At 67.5% G+C, this 23,718-nt stretch carries 11 protein-coding genes; 1 reads left to right on the top strand and 10 read right to left on the bottom strand.

The genetic code is table 11. The features are described from left to right. Positions 1 to 79: 79 nt before the first annotated feature. From AC1RNP_RS03590 to AC1RNP_RS03560, 7 genes are all read right to left on the bottom strand, one after another. Positions 80 to 373 (bottom strand): GIY-YIG nuclease family protein, encoded by a 294-nt coding sequence (locus AC1RNP_RS03590; protein ID WP_493049886.1) that lies wholly within the window; start codon positions 371 to 373, stop codon positions 80 to 82. A gap of 54 nt (positions 374 to 427) precedes the next feature. Continuing rightward, positions 428 to 2,107 carry a type II secretion system ATPase GspE gene (gene gspE / locus AC1RNP_RS03585; RefSeq protein WP_493050277.1) on the bottom strand — a complete coding sequence of 560 codons (1,680 nt, stop codon included), beginning with the start codon at positions 2,105 to 2,107 and terminating at the stop codon, positions 428 to 430. 285 nt (positions 2,108 to 2,392) lie between these two features. Beyond that, positions 2,393 to 4,300 (bottom strand): S8 family peptidase, encoded by a 1,908-nt coding sequence (locus AC1RNP_RS03580; protein ID WP_493049885.1) that lies wholly within the window; start codon positions 4,298 to 4,300, stop codon positions 2,393 to 2,395. Positions 4,301 to 4,413: 113 nt separating this feature from the next. Then, positions 4,414 to 13,374, bottom strand: coding sequence for an ESPR-type extended signal peptide-containing protein (locus AC1RNP_RS03575; protein ID WP_493049884.1), 8,961 nt, complete (start codon positions 13,372 to 13,374; stop codon positions 4,414 to 4,416). A 422-nt stretch (positions 13,375 to 13,796) separates the two neighbouring features. Beyond that, entirely contained in the window at positions 13,797 to 17,873 is a 4,077-nt protein-coding gene (purL, locus tag AC1RNP_RS03570; protein ID WP_493049883.1) for a phosphoribosylformylglycinamidine synthase, read from the bottom strand. Positions 17,874 to 17,976: 103 nt separating this feature from the next. After that, positions 17,977 to 18,810 (bottom strand): DsbC family protein, encoded by an 834-nt coding sequence (locus AC1RNP_RS03565; RefSeq protein ID WP_493049882.1) that lies wholly within the window; start codon positions 18,808 to 18,810, stop codon positions 17,977 to 17,979. Positions 18,811 to 19,169: 359 nt separating this feature from the next. Next, a complete protein-coding gene (locus AC1RNP_RS03560) occupies positions 19,170 to 20,180 on the bottom strand; it encodes a site-specific tyrosine recombinase XerD (RefSeq protein WP_493050276.1) in 1,011 nt (336 codons plus the stop codon). Between the two features lie 93 nt (positions 20,181 to 20,273). On the opposite strand from AC1RNP_RS03560, the gene AC1RNP_RS03555 reads away from it, so the two are divergent. Beyond that, positions 20,274 to 20,759, top strand: a complete 486-nt coding sequence (locus AC1RNP_RS03555; protein WP_493049881.1) for an RDD family protein — start codon at positions 20,274 to 20,276, stop codon at positions 20,757 to 20,759. Between the two features lie 18 nt (positions 20,760 to 20,777). Here AC1RNP_RS03555 and AC1RNP_RS03550 read toward each other — a convergent pair whose 3' ends face one another. Genes AC1RNP_RS03550 through AC1RNP_RS03540 form a run of 3 tightly spaced genes read right to left on the bottom strand, consistent with a single transcriptional unit; the run spans position 20,778 to position 23,716 of the window. Further along, positions 20,778 to 21,164 (bottom strand): hypothetical protein, encoded by a 387-nt coding sequence (locus tag AC1RNP_RS03550; RefSeq protein WP_493049880.1) that lies wholly within the window; start codon positions 21,162 to 21,164, stop codon positions 20,778 to 20,780. A gap of 16 nt (positions 21,165 to 21,180) precedes the next feature. After that, the gene (locus AC1RNP_RS03545; protein ID WP_493050275.1) at positions 21,181 to 22,593 is read right to left on the bottom strand and encodes an O-antigen ligase family protein; all 1,413 of its coding nucleotides are present in this window, start codon (positions 22,591 to 22,593) and stop codon (positions 21,181 to 21,183) included. Next, positions 22,571 to 23,716, bottom strand: a complete 1,146-nt coding sequence (locus AC1RNP_RS03540) for a glycosyltransferase (protein ID WP_493049879.1) — start codon at positions 23,714 to 23,716, stop codon at positions 22,571 to 22,573. The genes AC1RNP_RS03545 and AC1RNP_RS03540 overlap by 23 nt, the downstream gene beginning before the upstream one ends. Positions 23,717 to 23,718: the final 2 nt, after the last annotated feature.

The raw sequence follows: 23,718 nt of genomic DNA, 5'->3' as shown, positions 1-23,718 counted from the left end.
CTGAAAGCGGATGAAAACCAATCGAAAGCCGCTAAATCCCCGCCTTTGCGGGAATGACAGCCTCTTGGCGCCTCGACATTCAACCAACAATTTCGGACCACAAGTCATTCCAATAAGGGTTGTGCTCTTCAATCAACCTAATCTTCCAAACTCTGTTCCACTTCTTGATCTGCTTCTCACGCGCGATGGCTGTCTCCATGACGCCGTGCAGCTCGTACCAGACTAACTTCGTCACCTCGTACTTCTTTGTGAATCCGTCCGCGACATGCTCGCGGTGCTGCCATGTTCTTCCCACCAAATCGCTGGTCGTTCCAACATAAAGCGTTCCGTTGCGGTCACTGGCCAGGATGTAGACTGCCGGTTGTCTCTCCATGACGGCTCTAAAGTCACTGGATTCCCGCCTTCGCGGGAATGACGAGTAAAAGCATCACGCATCCTCCGTCACGCGCAGCACTTCCTCGATCGTCGTCAATCCAGCCATCGCCTTGATGATGCCGTCCTCGTACATCGTGCGCATGCCGGCCTGCTTGGCGAGCTGCTCCAGTTCGCCCATACCGGCGTGGCGCATCACCGCGCGGCGCAGTTCGTCATTCATCACCAGGAATTCCATGATGGTGGTGCGGCCGTGGTATCCGGTGGGTGCCAGCGCGGAGCCGCGCGGGCGATAGAGATAAATCTCGCCTTCGGGCTGGTAGCGGCGCAGGCTGAACTTCTCGATCTCCTCCGGCGAGGCCAGATATTTCTCCGCATGCGTCGGCTCCAAGCGCCGCACCAGACGCTGCGCGAGGATGCCGTTGACAGTGGAGGTGAGCAGGTAATCCTCCACGCCCATGTCGAGCATGCGCGTGATGCCGCCTGCGGCGTTGTTGGTGTGCAGCGTGGACAGCACCAAGTGACCGGTCAGCGCCGACTGGATGGCGATGCGGCATGTTTCCAGGTCGCGCATTTCGCCGATCATGATGATGTCGGGGTCCTGACGCACGATCGAGCGCAACGCATGCGAGAAGTCGAGGCCGATCTGCGGCTTGGCCTGGATCTGGTTGATGCCTTCGATCTGGTATTCGACCGGGTCCTCGACGGTGATGATCTTTACATCGGCCGTGTTGAGCTTCGACAGCGCCGTATAGAGCGTGGTGGTCTTGCCCGAACCGGTGGGGCCGGTGACGAGCAGGATGCCGTGCGGCTGGTCGAGCACCTTCTGGAATTGCGGCAGGAACTCGTCGGTGAAGCCGAGCCTGTGGAAATCGAACACTACCGTCTCGCGATCGAGCAGGCGCATCACCACCGATTCGCCATGCGCGGTGGGCACGGTGCTCACGCGCAGATCGAGTTCCTTACCCTGCACGCGCAGCATGATGCGGCCATCTTGCGGCAGGCGGCGTTCGGCGATGTTGAGCTTGGCCATGATCTTGATGCGGCTGATCACGGCGGCGGTGAGATTGCTGGGCGGGCTTTCGCCCTCCTCCAGCACGCCGTCGATGCGGTAGCGCACTTTCAGGCGGTTCTCGAACGGTTCGATGTGGATGTCCGACGCACGCAGGTCGACGGCGCGCTGGATGACCAGGTTCACCAGTCGAATGACGGGAGCTTCGGAGGCGAGGTCGCGCAGATGCTCGACATCGTCCATGTCGCCGCCGCCTTCGCCATCGGCGGTCTCGACAATGGCGCCCATCGCGCTGCGGCCCTGGCCGTGCCAGCGCTCGATCAGATCGTCGATCTCCGAGCGCAGGCCGACGGCGAGCGCGACCTCGCTGCCGCTTGCCAGACGGACCGCGTCCACGGCGTAGGTGTCGTAGGGATCGGCCATCCATAGCACGAGACGATTGTTCTGTTCGCCGAGCGGACAGACGTGGAACTGCTTGAGGAAGCGTGTCGACAGCGTCTGGGCTTCCGCCGGCATCTCCGGCGGCGCATCCGGCGCGTCCTTGCCGGTCAGCAGCGGCAGCCCGAGCACCTCCGCGCAGGTTTCGGCGTGGTCGCGCTCGGAGACCAGGCCCAGCCGTGCCAGCAACGACAGCAGATCGTTACCGGTTTCCTCCTGCAAACGGCGCGCGCGCCCCAGGTCGGCTTCCTTGAGCCGGCCCTTCTCCAGCAGCGCCGCGACGATGCGCTCGTCTGCGGCACGCGCGGCAGTGGCACCCTCGTTAACAGACGGGCCGACGGCAGGATGTTCGTGTCCGGGCTCTTGAACGACTGCGTTCACTGCGACCTCCTGAAGAAAGCCGACTTTAGCAGGTCATCCCGCATGCCCGACATCACAGCGGGCGGCTGCGCTCATAGCGCCGATCCCGAAGCGAATCGGACGTGAATCCGCCGCGAAATCCCCGTTTCCGGCACAAAAAAAGACCCCGGTTGGCAACCGGGGTCCAAGGTTTCGCGAGGACGATGCGATTTACTGGCGCGCCACCAGGGTGACGCCGCTGTACGCCGCCGCACCCACCAGCTTGATGTAGTAGGTACCCGCCTGCGGGGCGGTGAAGCGCACGGTTTCGCTGTTGCCGACGCGGGTCGACTTGGCGTCGTAGACGCTCGTGGTCGGCTCGGCGTCGAAGCTGACGTAAACCGAGACGTTGCCGGTACCACCGTAGGTCATGAAGCTGAGCACGCTGCCGGCGCTGGCTTCGAAGCTGTACAGCACTTCGCTGCCGGCCGTGCCGGAGAGGTCGGCCACCGGCGTCTTGTTGACCAGCGGGGTCGCATCCGGGCCGCACTGCTCGGTCTCCGGATCGCACGGCACTTCCAGCGCCTGATCGAGCGCGGCCTTGGCGTCGACGATGCCGGTGCCGATCGGCGTGCCGGAAGGAATGGTGACCGGGAACGGACGCGCGGTCTCCTTCAGCAGCGCTTCCATGTCGGCGGGCGACAGCGGATCGCGATCGGCCGCGGCGAGCGCGCTCTGCACCAGGGCCACGGTGGCGGCGACGTGTGGTGTCGACATCGAGGTACCGCCCATACCCATGTAGGTGACCTCGCCGGATTCCGGCGTGGTCAGCGCTTCGCTACCGGCCGACCAGACATAACCGTTCGGATTGCCATCGACGCTGCCACCACCGCCGGGCGCGGCGATGTCCACGATACTGCCGTAGTTGGAGTAGTAGGCGATGCCGCCGGTGATCCGGGTGGCGCCGACATCGATGACGTTGGCGCAATTGCCCGGGCTGTAGTCGGAAGAGTCCGAGGCCTCGTTGCCGGCCGCGATCACAACCGTGGTGCCGCGACCAACGGCGGCGTCGATCGCGGTCTGCTCCTCGGTCGAGCAGGCGCCGAAGCCGCCCAGGCTCAGACTGATGACCTCGGCCGGGTTCGCGTTGGCGGGAATGCCGTCGACGGTGCCGCCGGACGCCCAGGTGATCGCGTCGACGATGTCGGAGGTGTAGCCGCCGCAGCGGCCCAGCACGCGCACTGGCAAGACCTTGGCGTTGTGCGCGAGACCGGCCATGCCGGTGCTGTTGTTGCTGACTTCGGCGACGGTACCGGCCGTGTGGCTGCCGTGCCAGGAGCTGTCGGTGACCGGCGAACCGCTGTAGCACTCGCTGGCGACGGGATTCCAGTCGCCGTAATCCTTCGCGCCCGGCACGCGGTCGTCGGTCGCGCGGCGCGAGACGAAGGCGTCGGAGATGAAGTCATAGCCTTCCAGCAGGTTCGCCTGCAGATCGGGATGATCGAGCAGCACGCCGGTGTCGAGCACCGCGACCACGACACCGTCACCCTTGGAAATGTCCCAGGCTTCCGGTGCGCGCACGCCGCCGGTGGCATTGTGGAAATGCCACTGGTACTGCGAGTAGTACTGATCGTCCGGCACGAAGGCCGGCTGCGCCATCGCGGCGCGCACGCGCTTCACCGGCTCGGCGAGCGTGAGCATGCGATCGATCTGGGCGGACTGCACCGAGGGATCGGCCTTGATCTCACGGACCAGCTTGTCCAACTGCGCCGACGTCAAACGTTGCGACAGCTTGAGCAGTTCGGAGCCGGTGCCCAGCTTGCGCACGTACTTCGCCGTGAGCGTGGCCGACTTGCCGGCGCCCAGCGCCACTTTCGCCACGCCCGCGCGATTGGCGGCGGCGCTGACCACATTGAGCTTGGCGGTGCGGTCGACGCTGGCGGCGGTGTTGTTCTTGTAGCGCACGATGATGCGCGCACCCGCCTGCGACTGCGGTGCATGTTGCGAAATTTCCTTGACGATGGGCTGCTTGCCGCTGCCGGCGGCGTTGGCCGCAGGCAGGACCGAAGCCATCAGCGCGATGCCGGCGATGCCGTACACAACGAGTTGTTTCTTGCTGATCACGATGCAGTTCCTCATTCGGTTTACGAAACAATCGAAATCGCCGGCTGACGATTCCATCTCGACCGCGGCCGATCGGCCGCGGCATGCATCCGCGGGCTGTCTCTCGCCAGCCCGCGCACGTTTTCCGATTACCAGCCGAAGCCCGCGCCGATGCCGACCGACGTGTCGTCGCCGCTGGTCGCGCCGCCGAAGGTGATCGTGGCCCGATCGCTGATCGCACGCTGATAGCCGATCGACAGCGCGCTTTCCCCGCCCTGGAAGCCGACGCCGACACCGATGCGGTTGTCGGTGCGGACACCCGCGGCGCTCATGGCCATGTTGAGCATGGCCGCGCTCATCGCGCCCTGGCGATCGATGCGGCGATCCTGATCGCGGATGCGGCGGTTCAAGTCGTCCTTCAGCACGTCGAAGCTGTCTTCCAATGCCATGAACTTGGAGTCGGTGTAAGCCTTGGCCGAGTTCAGCGTCTTGGTCGCGCTGGCGTCCATCTGGCGCTTGTTCACCGCATCGGTGGCCTGGGTGCCGTCGGCGACGTTCACCACCTGACGCTCGTTGCCGACACTGCCAACCGAGACAGTGTTGGCGCGATCGGCCACCGAACCCTGGCCGAGCGCGACACTGTTCGCCGCCGTCGCGCTCGCGCCCTGTCCGATCGCCGTGCTCGACGCGCCGGACGCGACCGCGCCCTGGCCCATCGCCACCGCGTTGGTGCCCGAAGCCGTGCCGCCCATCGCGACGCTGCTGCTGGGCATGGCGGAAGCGGATCCGCCGGCCGCGGTTGTGCCGTTGCCGCTGCCGCTCGCGTTGGTGTCGCCGATGCTCTTCGTCGGCTTGTCAGCTGCGGCCGTGCGATCTTCACCGCCGGTCTCGCTCGTCGTGGTGCTGGCCACGCCATTGCTTTCGACGTCGGTCAGACGCTGATCGATCTGCGAGAGGGTGGCATCCAGCGCGCTGATCGCATCGCCGACGTTGAAGTAGCTGCCGCCCTGCACCATGTAGGTCGGTGCGCTGATCGTGCCGAACGCCGTCACCGACGCGCCGCCGCCGAGCGCCTGCGCCGTGCTGTCGAGCGCGTCGTACAGCTGGCCGCCGTTGATCGCCTGCGTGCTGCCGGCATTGACGTCGCCGGCCGCGAGGTTGTTGATCTGCGTGCCGTCCGCACCGGCCAGGGTGATGCTGTCCTTGTCCTCGTCGTCGTAGCTGACGGCGTTGGCGACGCCGGCGGCAACTTCGTCGAGCTGGCCCTTGTTGACCGCATCGGTGGTTTCCGTACCCGCCGCAACGTTGGTGATCTGACGATCGACGGCGGCATGTTCGTTGCCCGCCGCATCCGTCCAGGCATGCGCGGCACCGACCGATACCGTGTTCTCGCGTTCGGCCAGCGAACCTTCGCCCAGCGCGACGCTGCCGGTCGCCTCCGGCGTGGTCCAGGCATTGGCGCCGAGCACGGTCGCGCGATCGGCCTGCGCGAAGCTGTTGAAGCCCAGCGACGTGGACGAGCCGCCGATCGCCCAGCTCTCCGAGCCGATCGCGGTGGTGTAGTCGCCGACCAGAGTGCTGTCCCAGTAGGAGCCGGCATAGGCGCCCGCGCCGACCGCGACGCTGTACTGGCCAGACGCGGCCGCGGAGCTGAAGGAGCCGTCGGAGAAGCCGCCGATCGCCGTGCCGTACAGACCGGAGGCCGATGCGTTCTGGCCGACCGCGGTGCCCATGCTGCTCTGGAACACCGTCTGGCCGCTGTCGGGATCGACGACGAACATGCCCGTCGCCGCGCCCGCGCCGATCGCCGTGCCGCCGTCTCCGGCCATCGAACCCGCACCCGTCGCGGTGGCGTTGAAGCCAGTGGCATAGGCACCGGAACCGACCGCCGTGGACTGATAGCCATCAGCCGTCGCGAAGCCGCCGATCGCCGTGGTGAACGGCGCCTTGGCCCAGGCCAGCCCGCCGACCGCGGTACCGAGGAAACCCTCCACCTCGCTGCCCGCGCCGATCGCAACGCCATTGCTGCCGTTGCTGATGCTGTTGAAGCCCAGCGCCACGCTGCCGCCGCCGTTGGCCTGCGCATTACTGCCGCCAGCGAAGCTGGAACCGCCCGTGGCCATTGCGTTGCTGCCGAAGGCGCTGCTGTTCTCGCCTTGTGCAAGCGCGTTGTAGCCCGCTGCGGTCGCGTTGTCCGCCAGCGCATTGGCGCCGCTGCCGAATGCGGACGTGCCGTTGCCGATCGCATTGGCCGCTTCGCCCGCCGCCGTCGCGTTGTCGCCTTCGATGTATGCGCCCGCGTTGCTGTCCTCGCTGTCGCTCGCCTTGAAGAAGCGGTCGGTGTTCTCCGCCGTCTTCTCCACTTCCTTCAGCTGCGCCACGTTCACCGCGTCGGTGTCTTCCGTACCGGCCGCCACGTTCGTGATCTGGCGTTCCGCGCCGACATCGCCCACCGACACCGTGTTCTCGCGCTCCGCGCGCGAGTCCGCACCCAGTGCCACGCTGTTCGCCGCCAAGGCGAATGCGTTCGAGCCGACTGCCGTCGAGTTCTCCTCGCGTGCGTAGCTGTTGTAGCCGACCGCCGTCGACAGATCGCCCGTCGCCCATGCACCGTTGCCGAATGCGGAAGCACCGGCGCCGGTCGCTTGCGTGGTGATCAGTCCGAAGAACGACGTGCCGCCGACTGCGGTGCTCTCCTCGCCCGAGGCTTCCGCCGATTCACCCACCGCCGTCGCGCTGCTGCCGCTGGCCGTCGCGCCGTAGCCGAAGGCCGAGGCGAAGTCGCCAGTGGCTGCGCTGTAGCCGCCGACCGTCGTCGATGCCAAACCTGATGCTTCGCTGCGGAAGCCGGTCGCCGTCGCCTGCGTGTTCGAGGCCACCGATTCGGAACCGGTCGCGGTGGCGTAGGCACCGGTGCTCTGCGCACCTTCGCCGGTGGCCGTCGCGCCGATCTCGCTTGCCGTCGCACCGAGACCAATCGCAGTGGAGGACTCGCCCGAAGCAACACTTTCCGCACCAAGCGCCGTCGCGCCGTCGGCGCTGGCGGTGCTGTAGTAACCGACCGCGGTGGATTCGGTGCCGCTGGCTTCGGCCAGTGCACCGTTCGCCACGCTGCCGGCGCCGGAAGCAACGGCAGCTGCACCGGTTGCGGTGCTCTGCTCACCAGAAGCTTCGCTCTCCGCACCGACCGCCGTGGCGTACTCGGCGGTTGCCTGGCTGGAAGCACCCAGCGCCACGCTGTTCGCCGATTGCGCGATGGCGTTGTAGCCGACAGCAGTAGCAGCATCGGCGATCGCATTTGCACCGCTGCCATAGGCCGATGCGCCGTTGCCGATCGCATTGGCTGCTTCGCCCGAAGCGGTCGCGTTATCGCCTTCGGCATACGCACCAGCATCACTGCTGTCGCTGCCGGTGGCCTGGAAGTACTTGGTGTCCTGCGTCACCGCTTCCAGCTGCGCCACGTTCACCGCATCCGTGGCCTCGGTACCGGCCGCGACGTTGGTGATCTGACGCTCCGCACCGACATCTCCCACCGACACCGTGTTCTCGCGATCGGCAAGCGACCCCGAACCCAATGCCACCGAATTCGCGGCAAGCGCCTGGCTGCCGGCACCGATGGCAATCGCGCTCTCGGCATCGGCGAACGAATTGGTGCCGAACGCGATGCTGTGCAGGCCGTTGCCGAAGGCCTGGAAGCCGACGGCGACACTGTAGTCCTCGTAGCCGAACGCGCCGCGTCCCACCGCGACGGCGTTGGCGCCCGGCGTCCAGCTGTTGTAGCCGATCGAGGTCGAACCGTTTCCGTCCGCCCAGGCGGCATTGCCGAAGGCGCTAGCGTTCGTGCCTGTCGCCCAGGCGTAGTTGCCGGCTGCAGTCGCGCCGTCCGCCGTCGCCCACGACATGGCGCCGACCGCAGTGGTCTCCTCGCCGCTGGCCCAGGCTTCATCGCCGATCGCGGTGCTGTAGCTGCCGGTCGCGCGCGACTTGTAACCGCCGGCGAAGGCATGGTCGCCCGTCGCCTGCGCGCCATAACCGTAGGCGCTGCTCACCTCGCCCGTCGCCTGCGCGCCCGCGCCGACGGCGGTCGCGTTCTCCACCGAAGCAGTGCCGACCAGCACGGGATTGCCGTTCTCGTCGACGATCGGCTGGTTGAATTCGTCATAGGCCTGGCCCATGCCGCCGACCGCGACACTGCCCGCGCCATCGGCGGTGCTGTTCTGGCCCACCGCGACGGTGTTGTCGCCCGCGGCGGTGGCGCCGCTGCCGAACGCGGACGCGCCAGTGCCGATCGCGCTAGCCGCTTCACCGGCCGCCGTGGCGTTGTCGCCTTCGACGTAAGCACCGACCGCGCTCTCTTCGCTGTCGGTGGCCTTGAAGAAGCGATCGGTGTTCTCCGCCGTCTTCTCCACTTCCTTCAGCTGCGCCACATTGACGGCATCGTTGTCGTTGATGCCCGCGGTGACGTTGGTGATGCGACGCGTGGCCGGATAGCCGCCGTTGCCGGTGCCGTTACCCACCGAGACGACGTTCTCCTCGCTGGTGCGCGACCCCGCACCCAGCGACACGCTGTTGGCGCCGTTGGCCCAGGCGCTGACACCGATCGCCGTGGCGTTGGTCGCGTAGGCATACGTGTCACGGCCAAGCGCCGTCGCGCCGGCCTGTGTCGCCCAGGCGAACTGGCCGAGCGCGGTGGTGCGTTCCGCCGTCGCCCACGCCGACGCGCCGACAGCGGTGCTGTTCAAGGCCGTGGCGCGCGCGCTGGAACCGATGCCGATGCTGTTCTGGCCGCTGGCGGTGGACGATTGGCCGACCGCGATGCTGTTGGTGCCGGAAGCATTACTCTGCGTGCCCAGCGCGGTGCTGTAATCGCCGGTCGCATTGGCGACCGCACCGAAGGCGGATGCCTGCGCGCCCGGCGCATACGCGCCCACGCCCGCTGCGGTGGCCGCGAATCCGTCGGCGCTTGCACTCGCACCGAGCGCCGTGCCGCCCACGCCGGCACTCGTCGCGCCCGTCGTGACAGGCTGGCCGTTGTTCGTGATCAGCGGATCGCCATTTTCGTCCACCGCGATACCACCCACCGCCACTGCCGCCGGCCCGGTTGCTTGCGCGTTGTTGCCGAACGCGGCGCTGTTCTGACCCGCCGCCAGCGAGTTGTAGCCGACGGCAACCGCGCCATCGGCGAGCGCATTGGCGCCGCTGCCGAATGCGGACGTGCCGTTGCCGATCGCGTTGGCCGCTTCACCCGCCGCCGTCGCGTTGTCGCCTTCGATGTATGCGCCCGCGTTGCTGTCCTCGCTGTCGCTCGCCTTGAAGAAGCGGTCGGTGTTCTCCGCCGTCTTCTCCACTTCCTTCAGCTGCGCCACGTTCACCGCGTCGGTGTCTTCCGTACCGGCCGCCACGTTCGTGATCTGGCGTTCCGCGCCGACATCGCCCACCGATACCGTGTTCTCGCGCTCCGCGCGCGAGTCCGCGCCCAACGCCACGCTGTTCGCCGCCAGCACATACGAGTTCGCACCCAGTGCCAGCGAGTTCTCCTCGCGTGCGTAGCTGTTGTAGCCCACTGCCGTCGACAGATCGCCCGTCGCCCATGCGCCGGTACCGAAGGCCGATGCCGCCGTGCCGCTCGCCTGCGTGTTGATCAGGCCGAAGAAGGTCGTGCCGCCGACCGCGGTGCTTTCCTCGCCCGAAGCCTGTGCCGATTCACCGACGGCCGTGCTGCTGGTGCCGCTGGCTGTCGCGCCGTAGCCGAACGCCGAGGAGAAGTCGCCGCTCGCCGCGCTGTAGCCACCGACGGTGGTCGATGCCAGGCCTGAGGCTTCACTGCGGAAGCCGGTTGCCGTGGCCTGCGTGTTCGAGGCCACCGATTCGGAACCGGTCGCCGTGGCGTAGGCGCCGGTGCTCTGCGCACCTTCGCCGGTGGCCGTCGCGCCAATCTCGCTTGCCGTCGCACCCAGACCAATCGCGGTGGACGATTCACCCGAAGCAACGCTTTCCGCACCAAGCGCCGTCGCACCGTCGGCACTGGCGGTGCTGTAGTAACCCACCGCGGTGGATTCGGTACCGCTGGCTTCACTCAGCGCGCCGTTGGCCACGCTGCCGTCGCCGGAAGCAACGGCAGCCGCACCGGTTGCGGTGCTCTGCTCACCGGAGGCTTCGCTCTCCGCACCGACTGCCGTGGCGTACTCGGCGGTTGCCTGGCTGGAAGCACCCAGCGCCACGCTGTTCGCCGATTGCGCGATGGCGTTGTAGCCGACAGCAGTAGCGGCATCGGCGATCGCATTCGCGCCGCTGCCATAGGCCGATGCACCGTTGCCGATCGCATTGGCGGCTTCGCCCGCTGCTGTCGCATTGTCGCCTTCGACGTAGGCACCCACCGCACTGTCTTCACTGTCGGTGGCCTTGAAGAAGCGATCGGTGTTCTCCGCCGTCTTCTCCACTTCCTTCAGCTGTGCCACGTTCACCGCATCGGTATCTTCGGTGCCGGCCGCGACATTGGTGACCTGACGCTCTGCGCCGGCATCACCGACCGACACCGTGTTCTCGCGCTCCGCGCGCGAATCCGCGCCCAGCGCCACGCTGTTCGCCGCCAACGCGAATGCGTTCGAACCAACCGCAGTCGAGTTCTCCTCGCGCGCATAGCTGTTGTATCCCAACGCCGTCGACAGATCGCCTGTCGCCCAGGCGCCGTTGCCGAACGCCGAGGCACCAGCGCCCGTCGCCTGTGTCGTGATCAAACCGAAGAACGAGGTGCCGCCGACCGCCGTGCTCTCCTCGCCACTGGCTTCAGCGTATTCGCCGACCGCCGTGCTGCTCGTGCCGACCGCGGCCGAACCCGTGCCCACCGCGGTGCTGTAGTCGCCGATCGCGTTGGCGACCGCGCCGAAAGCGGACGACTGCGCACCCGAGGCATAGGCGCCCACGCCCGTGGCAGTCGATGCGAAGCCTTCCGCATTCGCGCTCGCACCCAGCGCCGTGCCGCCCACGCCGGCGCTGGTCGCGCCCGTGGTCACCGGCTCACCATTGACGGTAATCAGCGGATCGCCGTTTTCATCGACCGCGATACCACCCACGGCCACTGCGGCTGGTCCTGTCGCCTGCGCGTTGTTACCGAAGGCCGCGCTGTTCAGACCTGCAGCCAACGAGTTGTAACCAACGGCAACCGCGCCATCGGCGAGTGCGTTGGCGCCGCTGCCGAATGCGGACGTGCCGTTGCCGATCGCGTTCGCCGCTTCGCCCGCCGCCGTGGCGTTATCGCCCTCGACGTAAGCACCCGCGTTGCTGTCCTCGCTGTCTGTGGCCTTGAAGAAACGGTCGGTGTTCTCCGCCGTCTTCTCCACTTCCTTCAACTGCGCCACGTTCACCGCGTCAGTGTCTTCGACACCAGCGGCCACGTTGACGATCTGCCGCTCGAAGCCGACGCTGCCGACGGATACGGTGTTCTCGCGATCGGCGATCGACTGGTATCCCAGCGCGACGCTGTTGACCGCGAACACATCGGCTTCCGAACCGAGCGCCGTGCTGTAGTCGACGCGCGCCTTGGCCCAGCGGCCGAAGGCGCTGCTGTTCTGGCCGTCGGTGCCGGAAAGCTGACCGACCGCCGTGTTCTCGTCGCCGTAGGCGATGCCCCCCACCGCGACGCTGCGATCGCCATGCGCTTCCGACCAAGCGCCGACCGCCGTGCTGAACGCACCGTAGGCGCGCGTCTGCTCGCCCACGGCGACCGCGTTCAAGCCGCGTGCCGTGCTCGCGGCACCGACCGCGACCGAAGTCTCGCCGCTCGCTTCGGCGACGGCGCCTACCGCCACTGCGCCGTATTCGGTGGCGCGCGCAGCGACGCCGATCGCCGTGCTTTCCTGGCCCGATGCCGTCGTGTGCCAGGTTTCCTCTTCCCAGGTGCCGCCGTTGATGACGGTCATCTCGCCACCGATCGCGGTCGAACCCTGACCGCTGGCTTCGCTGCCGGTGCCGTAGGCCGACGCGTTGTCGGCGCTGGCCGTCGCGCGATTGCCGCCCGCCGTGGTGGACTTGCCCTGCGCGCTCGCGCCGCTGCCGAACGCCGTCGCGTATTCGCCTTCGACCGATGCGCCGGCATCGTTGTCGGCACCGGCCGTCGCCTTGAAGAATTTGTTGGTGTTGTTGGCGGTCTCGGCGACTTCATCCAGCTGCGCCTTGTTCACCGCATCGGTGTCGTCGATGCCTTCGCTGACGTTGGTGATGCGACGCGTGGCCGGACCGACCGTGCCGGCGCCGCCACCGTTGCCGACCGAGAACACGCCCGCCTCGTCCGCACGCGCGCCGTAGCCGATCGCCACGCTGCCCGCCGCCGCTGGCGCGACGTAGGAGTTGAATCCGATGGCGACCGCGCCTTCCGAATGGCTTTGCGCGGAGTAACCGACCGCCGTGCTGCGCTGGCCGAACGCCTGCGTGTTGGAACCGAGCGCGGTGCCTGCGGTGCCCTTCGCCCAGGCATTTCCGCCGACTGCAGTGGTGTTGGTCTGCTGCGCACGCGCGTTGCCGCCGACCGCGGTCGCGCTGGTGTGCGTGGCCTTGGCCGCGTCGCCGAGCGCGGTGCTGCCGGCTGCGGTGGCTTCGGCATTGTTGCCACAAGCCAGCGAACCGGTCGGCTGCACGCCGTCGCCGGCCTGCTTGCAGACGGTGCTGGCGCCGGCAGTCGGTGGCGCGGCCTGCGGCGGCGGCACGCTCTGTCGCGTGTTCGAATCGTGCTCGGAATTCGCCGAAATCGCGGCGATCGCGCCAGCAGCGACCGCTGCCTGCATCAGCAGCGAACTCTTGTCCTTGCTCGCGGCCGGCGCGCTTTCAACAGGACGCGTGGCTTTCGCCTCATCGACGCAAGCCGACGCATCGGTCGCGCCTTCACCGGTCGGTTTGCACTTGATGGCATCGACCGCCTGGATGTTCTGTGCTTGCTTGCCCTCGTCGAGGGACTTCTCCTGCTCCGCGATCGCGGGCGCCGCGACAAGCGCGCTCGCCACCACCACCGCCTGCAACAACCGCGCGCCTTTTCCTTTGCCTTTCGTCTTCGCCAACTCGGAAACCACCACCACGCCGCGATCGGCATCCCATACCTTGCGGAAAATGCGGTTCATTGCTTCAACCCCTTCTGTTGTTTGTTTGGCGAAGATGACGCGTGCGTTCGCGCAGCAGACGCCGCGCGAATTTCGATTTCGGTCTTTCCCAAGAGCTCCGGCTCGGCGATTCGGTCTTCCTTGTCCCAACGAGCTCCCCTCAGCCCATCCCGTTTCGCTGGGTCAGTGAATGCAGCCTGACGACGGAATGACCCGATAGTCGCTTCGCGGCTTTTTTGACGTCAAGTGAACAAAAGTGACTTCAGACACAAATTTTTTTCTTGCGTCTTCATTTCGCCATCACGCCTAATCGTTTTCCCATCAAGGGTTTACCCCTCAAAAAATCGCGCGGACGAATCGTTGCCCCGCGTTGATGCAGGCGCAAAAAAACCCGGTTCTTGCGATACCGGGTTCTCTTTATTTTTGTGATTAATTTCTCTTTTCTATCCGGCGCGACTGCGCACATTGCGGAACATGCGCAACCAGGGCGAGTCCTCGGACCATTCGCGCGGTGACCAGCTGAGGTTGGCGGTGCGCAATGTGCGCTCGGGGTGCGGCATCAGAATCGTGGCGCGCCCGTCCTCGCTGCAGAGCCCGGCGATGGCATCCGTCGAGCCGTTCGGATTGGCGGGATAGCTCGCCGCCGGACTTCCGTCACCCTCGACGTATCGCAGCGCGACGCGCGAGGCCGTGCGGTCGATGGCATCGGCGAAACCGTCCCCTTCAAAGCTGGCGCGCCCCTCGCCGTGCGCGATGGCGACGGGAATGCGCGAACCGGCCATGCCGCCGAAGAACCACGACGGCGATTCCACCACCTCCAGCATGCCGAAGCGCGCTTCGAACTGTTCGCTGCGATTGCGCAGGAACTGCGGCCAGTGCGCGGCGCCGGGAATGATGTCCTTCAGTTGCGACAACATCTGGCAACCGTTGCACACGCCGAGCGAGAAACTGTCACCGCGCGCGAAGAACGCCGCGAACGCATCGCGCAGCGCGGCGCGTTCGAGAATCGATGTCGCCCAGCCACGGCCCGCGCCGAGCACGTCGCCGTAGCTGAAACCGCCGCAGGCGACGAGTCCCGCGAACGTCTCGAGCTTCGCGCGTCCGGAAATCAGATCGCTCATGTGCACGTCGACGGCGTCGAATCCGGCGCGCGTGAACGCGGCGGCCATCTCGACCTGGCCGTTGACGCCCTGCTCGCGCAGGATCGCCACTTGCGGACGGGCGCCGGTCGCGATGAAAGGCGCGGAGATGTCTTCGGCGGGGTCGAATGTCAGTTTCGGCTGCAGGCCCGCCGCATCGAAGCGGCGAACGGCCTCGCGCTCCTCGTCGGCGCAGACAGGATCGTCGCGACGCTTCTGCATCGCATGCGTCACCGACCACCAGGCGTCGAACAACGCATCCCAGCGCCATTCCACCAACGATTCGTTGTCGTCGAGCACGCGCACCATCGGCGCCGTGGTCGGGCGCGCGATGCGCTGCGCGCATTCGATCAGGCCATGACTGGCGACGAGGTCGGCGAATTCGGCGCGATCCTCGTTGCGGATCTGCACGATCGCGCCCAGTTCCTCGTTGAACAGCGTGCGGAAGACGTCATCGGCGCGATCGGCGCCCCAGCCTTCCAGCGCGATGTCGAGGCCGAGATGCGAGCAGAACGCCATTTCGCACAGCGCCGCGAACGCGCCGCCGTCGGAACGGTCGTGATAGGCGAGCAGCAGGCCGGCTTCGCGCGCTTCGCGAATCAGTTCGAACAGGCTGCGCAGCCGCTGTGGATCGTCGAGATCGGGCGGCGCGCCGCCAAAGGCCTCGAAGCATTGCGAGAGGATCGAGCCACCCAGGCGCTGGCGTCCGGCGCCGAGGCCGATCAGCCAGATTTCCGTGTCGGCCTCGCGCGAAAGCAGCGGCGTGAGCTGCGCGCGCGTGTCCGTCACCGGCGCGAACGCGCTGACCACCAGCGAGACCGGCGACACCGACTTTTGCGCGACGCCATCGGCATTCCACTGCGCCTGCATCGACAGCGAATCCTTGCCGACCGGGATGCTGAGGTCGATCGCGGGACACAATTCCAGGCCAACCGCTTTCACCGCATCGAACAGACGCGCGTCCTCACCCGCATGTCCGGCGGCGGCCATCCAGTTCGCCGACAGCTTGACGCGGTGGAGCGTTTCCACCGGCGCGGCGCAGAGATTGGTGATCGCCTCGCCCACCGCCATGCGCGCGGCGGCGGCGGAATCGAGCAGCGCCAGCGGCGTGCGTTCACCGATCGCCATGGCTTCGCCGACGTGGCTTTCGTAATCCGAAAGGGTGATCGCGCAATCGGCCACCGGCAGTTGCCATGGGCCGACCATTTGATCGCGCGCGGTGAGTCCGCCCACGGTACGATCGCCGATGGTAATCAGGAAGTTCTTGGCGGCGACGGTGGGATGCGCGAGCACGCGCAGACCGGCCTCCTGCAGATCGATGCCGTCGGTCGACAGCGACGGCCAGCGCGCGGGACGCGGACGCTGGGTATCGCGATGCATCTTCGGCGGCTTGCCGAACAGCACGTCCATCGGCAGATCGATGGCGAATTCGCCTTTCCCTTCCCCCCCCGGGGGAAGGTGGCGCATAGCGCCGGATGAGGGCGGGGAATCACTCGCCGATGGACGTTCCTCAGCGAGTGATTCTCCCGCCCTCATCCGCCCCTGCGGGGCACCTTCTCCCGGAGGGAGAAGGGAAGCAACGGAAGCACCGTAGCCGACGACCAGCCGCTCCTCGGCGGTGGCCACGCCGACCGCGGCGAACGGACAGCGCTCGCGCTCGCACAGCGCGGCGAAATCGGCGAGGCGCTCTTGCGCGACGCCGAGGACGTAGCGTTCCTGCGATTCGTTGCACCACAGCTGCATTGGCGAGAGCGAGGGATCGTCGCTCGGCACCTTGAACAGATCGATCACGCCGCCGACGCCGGAATCGTGCAGCAGTTCCGGAATCGCGTTCGACAGGCCGCCGGCGCCGACGTCGTGGCACCACAGGATCGGGTTGTCGTCGCCGAGCGCGGCACAGCGGTCGATGACTTCCTGGCAGCGGCGCTCCATCTCCGGGTTGTCGCGCTGCACGGAAGCGAAATCGAGATCTTCCGCGCTGTCGCCCGAAGCGACCGAACTGGCGGCGCCGCCGCCGAGGCCGATCAGCATCGCCGGGCCGCCGAGCACGATCACCGCATCGCCCGGCGACAGCAGTTTCTTCTCGACCAGTCCGCGATCGATGGCACCGAGGCCGCCGGCCAGCATGATCGGCTTGTCGTAGGCGCGCGCGAGGCCATCGCCTTCCTGCACTTCGAAGCTGCGGAAATAGCCGGTGAGATTCGGCCGGCCGAATTCGTTGTTGAACGCGGCCGCGCCGAGCGGGCCGTCGGTCATGATTTCCAGCGCGCTGGCCATGCGCGGATTCAATGCGCGCGACTGTTCCCAGGGCTGCGGCAGCGTCGGAATGCGCAGATGCGAGACGCTGAAACCGCACAGACCGGCCTTGGGCTTGCCACCGCGGCCAGTGGCGCCTTCGTCGCGGATTTCACCGCCGGCACCGGTGGAGGCACCGGGGAACGGCGAGATCGCGGTCGGATGATTGTGCGTTTCGACCTTGATGCAGAACGCGCTCTCGTGCACGTCCTCGTGACGATAGGTAAGCGTCTGCGCATCGGGGCGGAAGCGCCGCGCCGCATAGCCTTCCACCACCGCGGCGTTGTCGCTGTAGGCCGAGAGCGTGTGCTCCGGCGTCTGCGCGTGGGTGTGCTTGATCATCTTGAACAGCGAGATCGGCCCGCCGTTCAACTGCGTGCCGTTCAACTGCATGTCCTCGCCGTCGATGGTCCAGGAGGCGTTGAAGATCTTGTGCCGGCAGTGCTCGGAATTGGCCTGCGCGAACATCATCAGTTCGACGTCGCTGGGATCGCGGCCAAGCTCGGCGTAGCGCATGCGCAGGTAGTCGATCTCGTCGTCGGCGAGCGCGAGGCCAAGGCGTGCGTTGGCGGATTCCAGATCGGCCAGGGCGATGCGCTCGAGTTCGCCGCGCGCGGGCACGGCGAACAGTGCCGCGGCCTCGTCGTGCCTGGACAGCAGCGACTGCGTCATCGGATCGTGCAGCAGTTTCGCCAACGCCGTCTGTGTTGCCGCATCGGACGGCCAGCCGGCCAGATCCAGACGCAGGCCGCGCTCGACGCGCTTCACCGGCAATCCGGCGCCGCGCAGCAGTTCGGTGGCCTTGCTGGCCCAGGGCGAGATCGTGCCCACGCGCGGGGCGACATACCGGGACACCGCCCCATCGGCGCGCGGCGCGGCGGCGGCGCCAGCCTGGAGGATGCGGTGCAGGGTCGCCGCGTCGGGAAGCGCGGCGGGGGCGCCGTCCTCCTGACCGCGGAGCGGTTCCACCCAGTACACGTACCAGGCGCCCGACACGCGGACGGAGGGTGAGAGGGCTTGCAGACGGGTTTGGAGCCGGTCGCGACGGAACGGAGACAGGGCAGGCAGGCCCTCGAGGACGATCATGTCCGGGGGAGCAGACGCTGGGAAGCGGGGCGCTATTGTACCTGACCGCTAACGCGATGCTCCCTCTCCCCCGCAGGCGGGGGAGAGGGGATTCAAAATCATGTCAGGGGCTGCCCGCGGCGGGCATGCTGCTGGCGAGCGCGTCGTTGAGCGAGGCGCCCTTCGCCAGCTTGTCGAGCGTGGCGCGCAGGGCGTCCGGCGGCATGTAGCCCGGCATCACCTCGCCCTTGTCGGTGATGATCATCGGCGTGCCCTGCAGACCGACGCGCTGGCCGATGTCATATTCCATGGTGACCGGGTTCTTGCAGTTCTTCACCGGCACCGCCTGGTCGTTCTTGGCATCGGTGAGGGCCTTCTTGCGGTCGGCCGCGCACCACACGTTCACCATCTTCTGGAAGTCGGGACTGCCCAGGCCCATGCGCGGGAACGCCAGGTACTGCACGGCGATGCCCTGGCGGTTGTATTCGGCGATCTGCGAGTGCAGCTTGCGGCAGTAGCCGCATTCCACGTCGGTAAACACCGACACGGTGTATTTCGGGCTCGGCGGCGCGAAGACGATGCGGTCGGCGACGGGAATCGTGTCGAGCAGCTGGCGGCGGACCTTGGCCAGATTGCGCTGGCTCAGGTTCTCCTTCGCGTCCATGTCGTACAGGTTGCCCTGCAGCAGGTAGCGGCCGTCGTCGCTGACGTAGAGGGTCTGGCCGCCGACGATGGCCTCGCGGAAGCCGGCGATCGGCGCGGCGCTGATGTGGTCGATCTCGACCTGGGCATTGAGTTTCTTGATCGCATTGCGGACGCGCTCTTCCGGCGAACCCGGTGCCACCGCCGGCGCGGCCGGCTTGGCGGCGGCGGACTTGGCCGGCGGCGCGGGCTGCGCGCAGGCGGACAGGCTGAAGAGGCTGCCGAACAGAGCGAGGAGGAAATACCGTTGCTTCATGAGAACTGCCTGACGACTGGATGCGGCGATTGTCGCATGGGCGGGTGAACGGGGGTGCATGGGGAGTCCTTCCGGCTTTGTCCGCGAGGTGGGAGTCGGGATTCGTAGACAGCGTTGGAGGCTGTGGATTCCCGCTGATCTTCGTGAGATGGCGAAACCTTCGGGTTCATCACAGTTGTTGTGCTTGGTGCGTCTTTGGCCGGGGGCGGCACGCCACGCGGCAGTGCCGCACCATTGATTTCCGATGGATTGTCGCTGCCATCCTTGGCGCAACTTTGTCGGCTCCGGACCGCCCTGCCCGGCCATCCGTGGCCGGGCGTTCGGCAGGCCACGCGGCAGTGCCGCGTAAGCGGCCTGCCTCACCCCCTGGGGTGGTGCTTCGCGTGGAGGGACTTCAAATGCTCCCGCGCCACCAGCGTGTAGATCTGCGTGGTCGACAGCGAGCTGTGTCCGAGCAGCATCTGCAGCGCGCGCAAATCGGCGCCGTGGTTGAGCAGGTGCGTGGCGAAACTATGACGCAGGCCGTGCGGGCTGATCTTCGCCAGGTCGATGCCGGCGACGCTGCCATAGCGCTTCACCAGCCGCCAGAAGTCCTGCCGGGTCGGCGCCTTGCAGCGCGCGTCGAGGAACAGCGGCTCCAACGCACGCTTGGCAGCCAGCTGCGCCCGCGCCTCGTTCAGATAACGCTCGAGCCAATGCTGCGATTCCTCGCCGAGCGGAATCAGGCGTTCCTTGCTGCCCTTGCCCATCACCCGCAGCACGCCCTGACGCAGGTTGACGGCGGTGGCGGGCAGGCCGACCAGTTCGCTCACGCGCAGGCCGGCGGCGTACATCAGCTCCAGCATCGCGCGATCGCGCAATCCGAGCGGCGTGGCGATGTCGGGCGCGGCCAGCAAGGCCTCGATCTGGCTTTCCGACAAGGCCTTGGGCAGCGAGCGCGGTAGTTTCGGCGGTTCCAGCAGCGCGACCGGATCGTCCGCGCGCGCGCCGTTGCGCAGCTGCAAGGCGAAAAACGCGCGCAGCGCCGACAGCAGCCGCGCATTGCTGCGCTGCGACCAGCCGTGCCGCGTGCGCCAGGCGAGATAGTCGAACAGTGCCGCGCGATCGGCGCCGGCCAGGCCACTACTTCTCCTTGCCATCCCTGGCGACACTACTTCGGCTTGCGGATGCTCCGGCCCGGCCATCCTTGGCCGTGCGCTCCCCAGCGCGCGAGCCTGCGGCTCGCAAGCACGCTGGCTCGCCCAGCGCGCAAAACCTTGCAGATCGCGGCGATAGCCATCCAGCGTCTGCTGCGCCAGACCGCTTTCGGCCCAGATCGCATCGAGGAAGGCATGGATGGCCTGCTCGTCGCGTGCGGGCAACGGCGGCAGTTGCGCGACGAGTTCGCGGCGGTCCGCAGGCGTGATCATGGCCGAAAGCGTAACGGCTGACGGTGGGTTGCGTGCAACCGTTATTCTGTCGGGATGTCCGAACCCTCGCCACAGCCTTCTCCCGCAGACCGACCGCGCGCGCTGATCGGCTGGCGCCTGCTGGCGCTGTTCTACGACTTCTGGCCGGTGCTGGCGTTGTGGATGCTGGTGTCGCTGGTGTTTACCCTCGCCTTCACCATCGCCGGCCATCACGATCCGCGCCAGAACATCGCGCCCTTCAGCGCGCTGCAACTGCTGCTCTGGTTCTCGTGCTGGGCGGTGGGCGGACTGTATGCGGGCATCAGCTGGCGCCGCGGCGGGCAGACGCTCGGCATGCGCCCGTGGCGGTTGCAACTCACTGCCGTGGACGAAGTCTCGGCACCGACGTGGCGCTCGCTCGGCGTGCGCTACCTCGTCGGCACCGTTTCACTGCTGCTGGCGGGCCTTGGCTTCTGGTGGGCCTGGTTCGATCGCGAGCGCCTCACCTGGCACGACCGCGCCAGCGGCACGCGGATGCGGCGGAATCCCAAACGGCGCTGACCCGTCTCCTACCGGCGACTAGTGGTCGTCCTCGGCCGATTCCGTCTTCTCGCCCTTCTCTTTCGCCCGTGCGATCGCTTCGGGTTCGCGTGAGAGCAGACGCCAGTATTCATCGCCGTTGCTGCGCGTGTAGCGGATCGCACCCGCGCGCACGAGAATGCGCCTGAGTTCGTCGTCCTCGAAACCGCCCAGCCGCTCCCGCAGCAGACTGAAGGAACGATCCGTATAGCCCTTGTGGCTGAGGAAGTGCTGCGCCGTCTTCTCGGCCATGTGTTCGGTCTTGACCGCTTCCAGCGCGATCTCCAGATCGGTCGAGGCGCGGTCTTTTTGCAGCCACCAGGAAATCAGGCCGCCCACGAACACGCCCAGCAGCCCGAACAGGCCCGCGATCATTTCCGAATTCATGCCAGGCCTCCCAGGTTCACGACGCCGCCGCGTCCGGAGCCGCGGGCGCTTCGGCAATCACTTCGCCTTTTCGCGCCAGCAGGCTGCCCGCGTACAGCGCCGCCAGCAACAGGGTCAGACCGCCCCAGAACGTAGAGTAGAACGCGAGGTGGGTGTTGAACGGGAACACCGTGACCGCCAGCGCCAGCATCGCGGGTCGTGCGCGATCGCGCGCCGGTTCGGCCGCGTAGCGCCACGCGCGCCAGGCGAGCGCCACGCCGGCCAGCCACAGCAGCAGGCCCAGCGCGCCGGTTTCGCTGAGGATTTCCAGCACGATCTGATGCGCGTGCAAGGCCGGACCGCTGCCCCAGGCCGGGGTTTCTCCCGGCTCCGGATCGCAGGCCGGGAACGCATCGCGGAACCCGCGCGCACCCACGCCGTTGACCGGGTGCTCGCGCACCATGCACACCGCCGCGCCCCAGATGCGACCGCGTCCGGACAGGGCGCTGTCCATGCCGGCCTCGTCGGCGGTCAGCGCCTGCGTGGTGCGCTGGATGCGCTCCCGCATCTGCGGAACGGTGAGCGTGAGCGCGACCAGCAGCACCGCGCCGAAGGCGAACACGCCGGCGAGTTTCTTCCAGCCCAGCAGGCGCCAGCCGGAAAACACCAGCACCAGCGCGTAGGTGAGCCAGGAAGCGCGCGCGCCGGCCAGCAGCACCACACAGCCGACCAGCCCCGCCGCCACGATCCATCCGATGTTGCCGAAGCGACGCCCCGCCGCGTACAACACGAACGGCGACAGGCTGGCGAGCACGATGCCGAGTTTCAGATTGCAGGGACCGAGCACGCCGCCAAGGCGATCGACGGCGGCAATTTCCTCCGCGCTGCACATCGGCTTGTGCTCGATCGCCTGTTTCAGCGCATCCAGCCCCCAGAACAGCGGACTGGTGCCGGACACGGCCTGCGCCAGCGCATCGAGCGTCCACACGCCGGCGATCACCGCCAATCCACCGAACGTGATGCGCCGCCCGCGCGCATCGGCCACCGCGGCCGCGGCCAGCCACAGGAACGGCAGATAGCGCAGCCCGGTCGCCGCCTTGTAGAACGCATGCCGCGCATCGACCGCATCCACGGCGGAGAACAGCTGCGGCAGCCAGTAGGCGAAGAACAGCACGCTGGTCAGCGCCCACGCCGGCCCGCTCAGCAGCGCGGTGCCGCCACGGAAGCGCGACACCAGCAATTTGATGATGGCCGCGAGCGCACCCAGCACCAGCACGCCCTCGGCGATGCCCGGCGCCGGCCACAACGCGACGAAGGCCAGCACCCACCACGGCGCCCAGCGCCAGCCGACCTGGCCGTCGGCGTGCCTGTCCGAAAGCGCGCCACCAGCAGCGTGCCCGGTAGGCGCGTGCTCGGCAGGAGCCTGATCAGCGCTGGACGAGTTCGTCATAGACATCGAGCGTGGCCTGCTGCATGGCGTGCAGCGAATATTGCGCGAGCGAAGCCGGCATCGTAGCAAGCGACGGCGGCTTGGACAGCAGCGAGCGAGCGCTCGCCTGCAACGCCGCGAGATCGAACGGCGCCACCGCGCCGCTTGGCAACAGCTCGCGCAACAGCTCGCCAACGCCGCCATGCGCCCAGCCGAGCACGGGGCGGCCGACCGACAGCGCTTCGATCACGGTGCGTCCGAACGACTCCGGCTTGCGCGAGACCTGCAGCACCAGATCGGCGGCGGCATAGGCGTCCGCGATCGCCGCCGTCGGCGGCGTGATCGCCAATGCGTCGGCGAAACCGCCATTGCGCGCCTCGGCCTCGAGATCTGCGATGTACTGCTCGCGACCCGCCTCGCGCGCGCCGGGCATCCACAACCGTGCATCGATACCGGCGCCGCGCAGGCCGCCGAGCAACACCAACGCATCGGCGTGCCCTTTCAGCCGCGTGCCGCGACCGGGCAGCAACAGCAGCGGCCCCTCACCGCCGAGTTGCGGATATTGCGCCGCCACGCGCGCGCGCGCTTCGCGATCCGGCACGGGCACACGCGGAAACGCGGCGGGATCGATGCCGCGCGGAATCACTCGCAACGTCGCCGTGCTGGTCTTCGGATAATGCTGGAGCACGTAATCGCGCACCGTCTGCGAGACGCAGATCACCCGCTCGCCGCGCGTCATGATCGCGCTGTAGCGCGAGGGCGAATTGAGACCGTGCACGGTGGTGACGAAATGCGGCTTGGGCAGCGGCAACGGTTGCGTGCCGGGTGTGCCGCGCAGCGCGCGCCAACCCACCCACGCCGGCAGCCGCGAGCGCGCGTGCACGATGTCCGGGCGCTCGCGCGCGAACAGTCCATGCAGCGAGCGGATGTGGCGCAGCGTCAGCAGCGACTTGCGGCCGATGTCGAATTCGACGTGCTCGGCGCCGCTCGCCAGCAGCGTCGGCACCAGACGTCCACCCGCCGACACGACAATGGCGCGATGGCCGGCGCGCACCAGCGCGTCGGCGATCTCGAGGGTGGAACGTTCGACGCCGCCCGACTCCAGCGCGGGCAGCAGTTGCACCACGGTCAGCGCGCGACCCATGC

The sequence above is a fragment of the Luteimonas sp. GW821-FHT14E02 genome, assembly GCF_058803905.1.
This window is presented reverse-complemented; position numbering and strand designations above follow the sequence as displayed.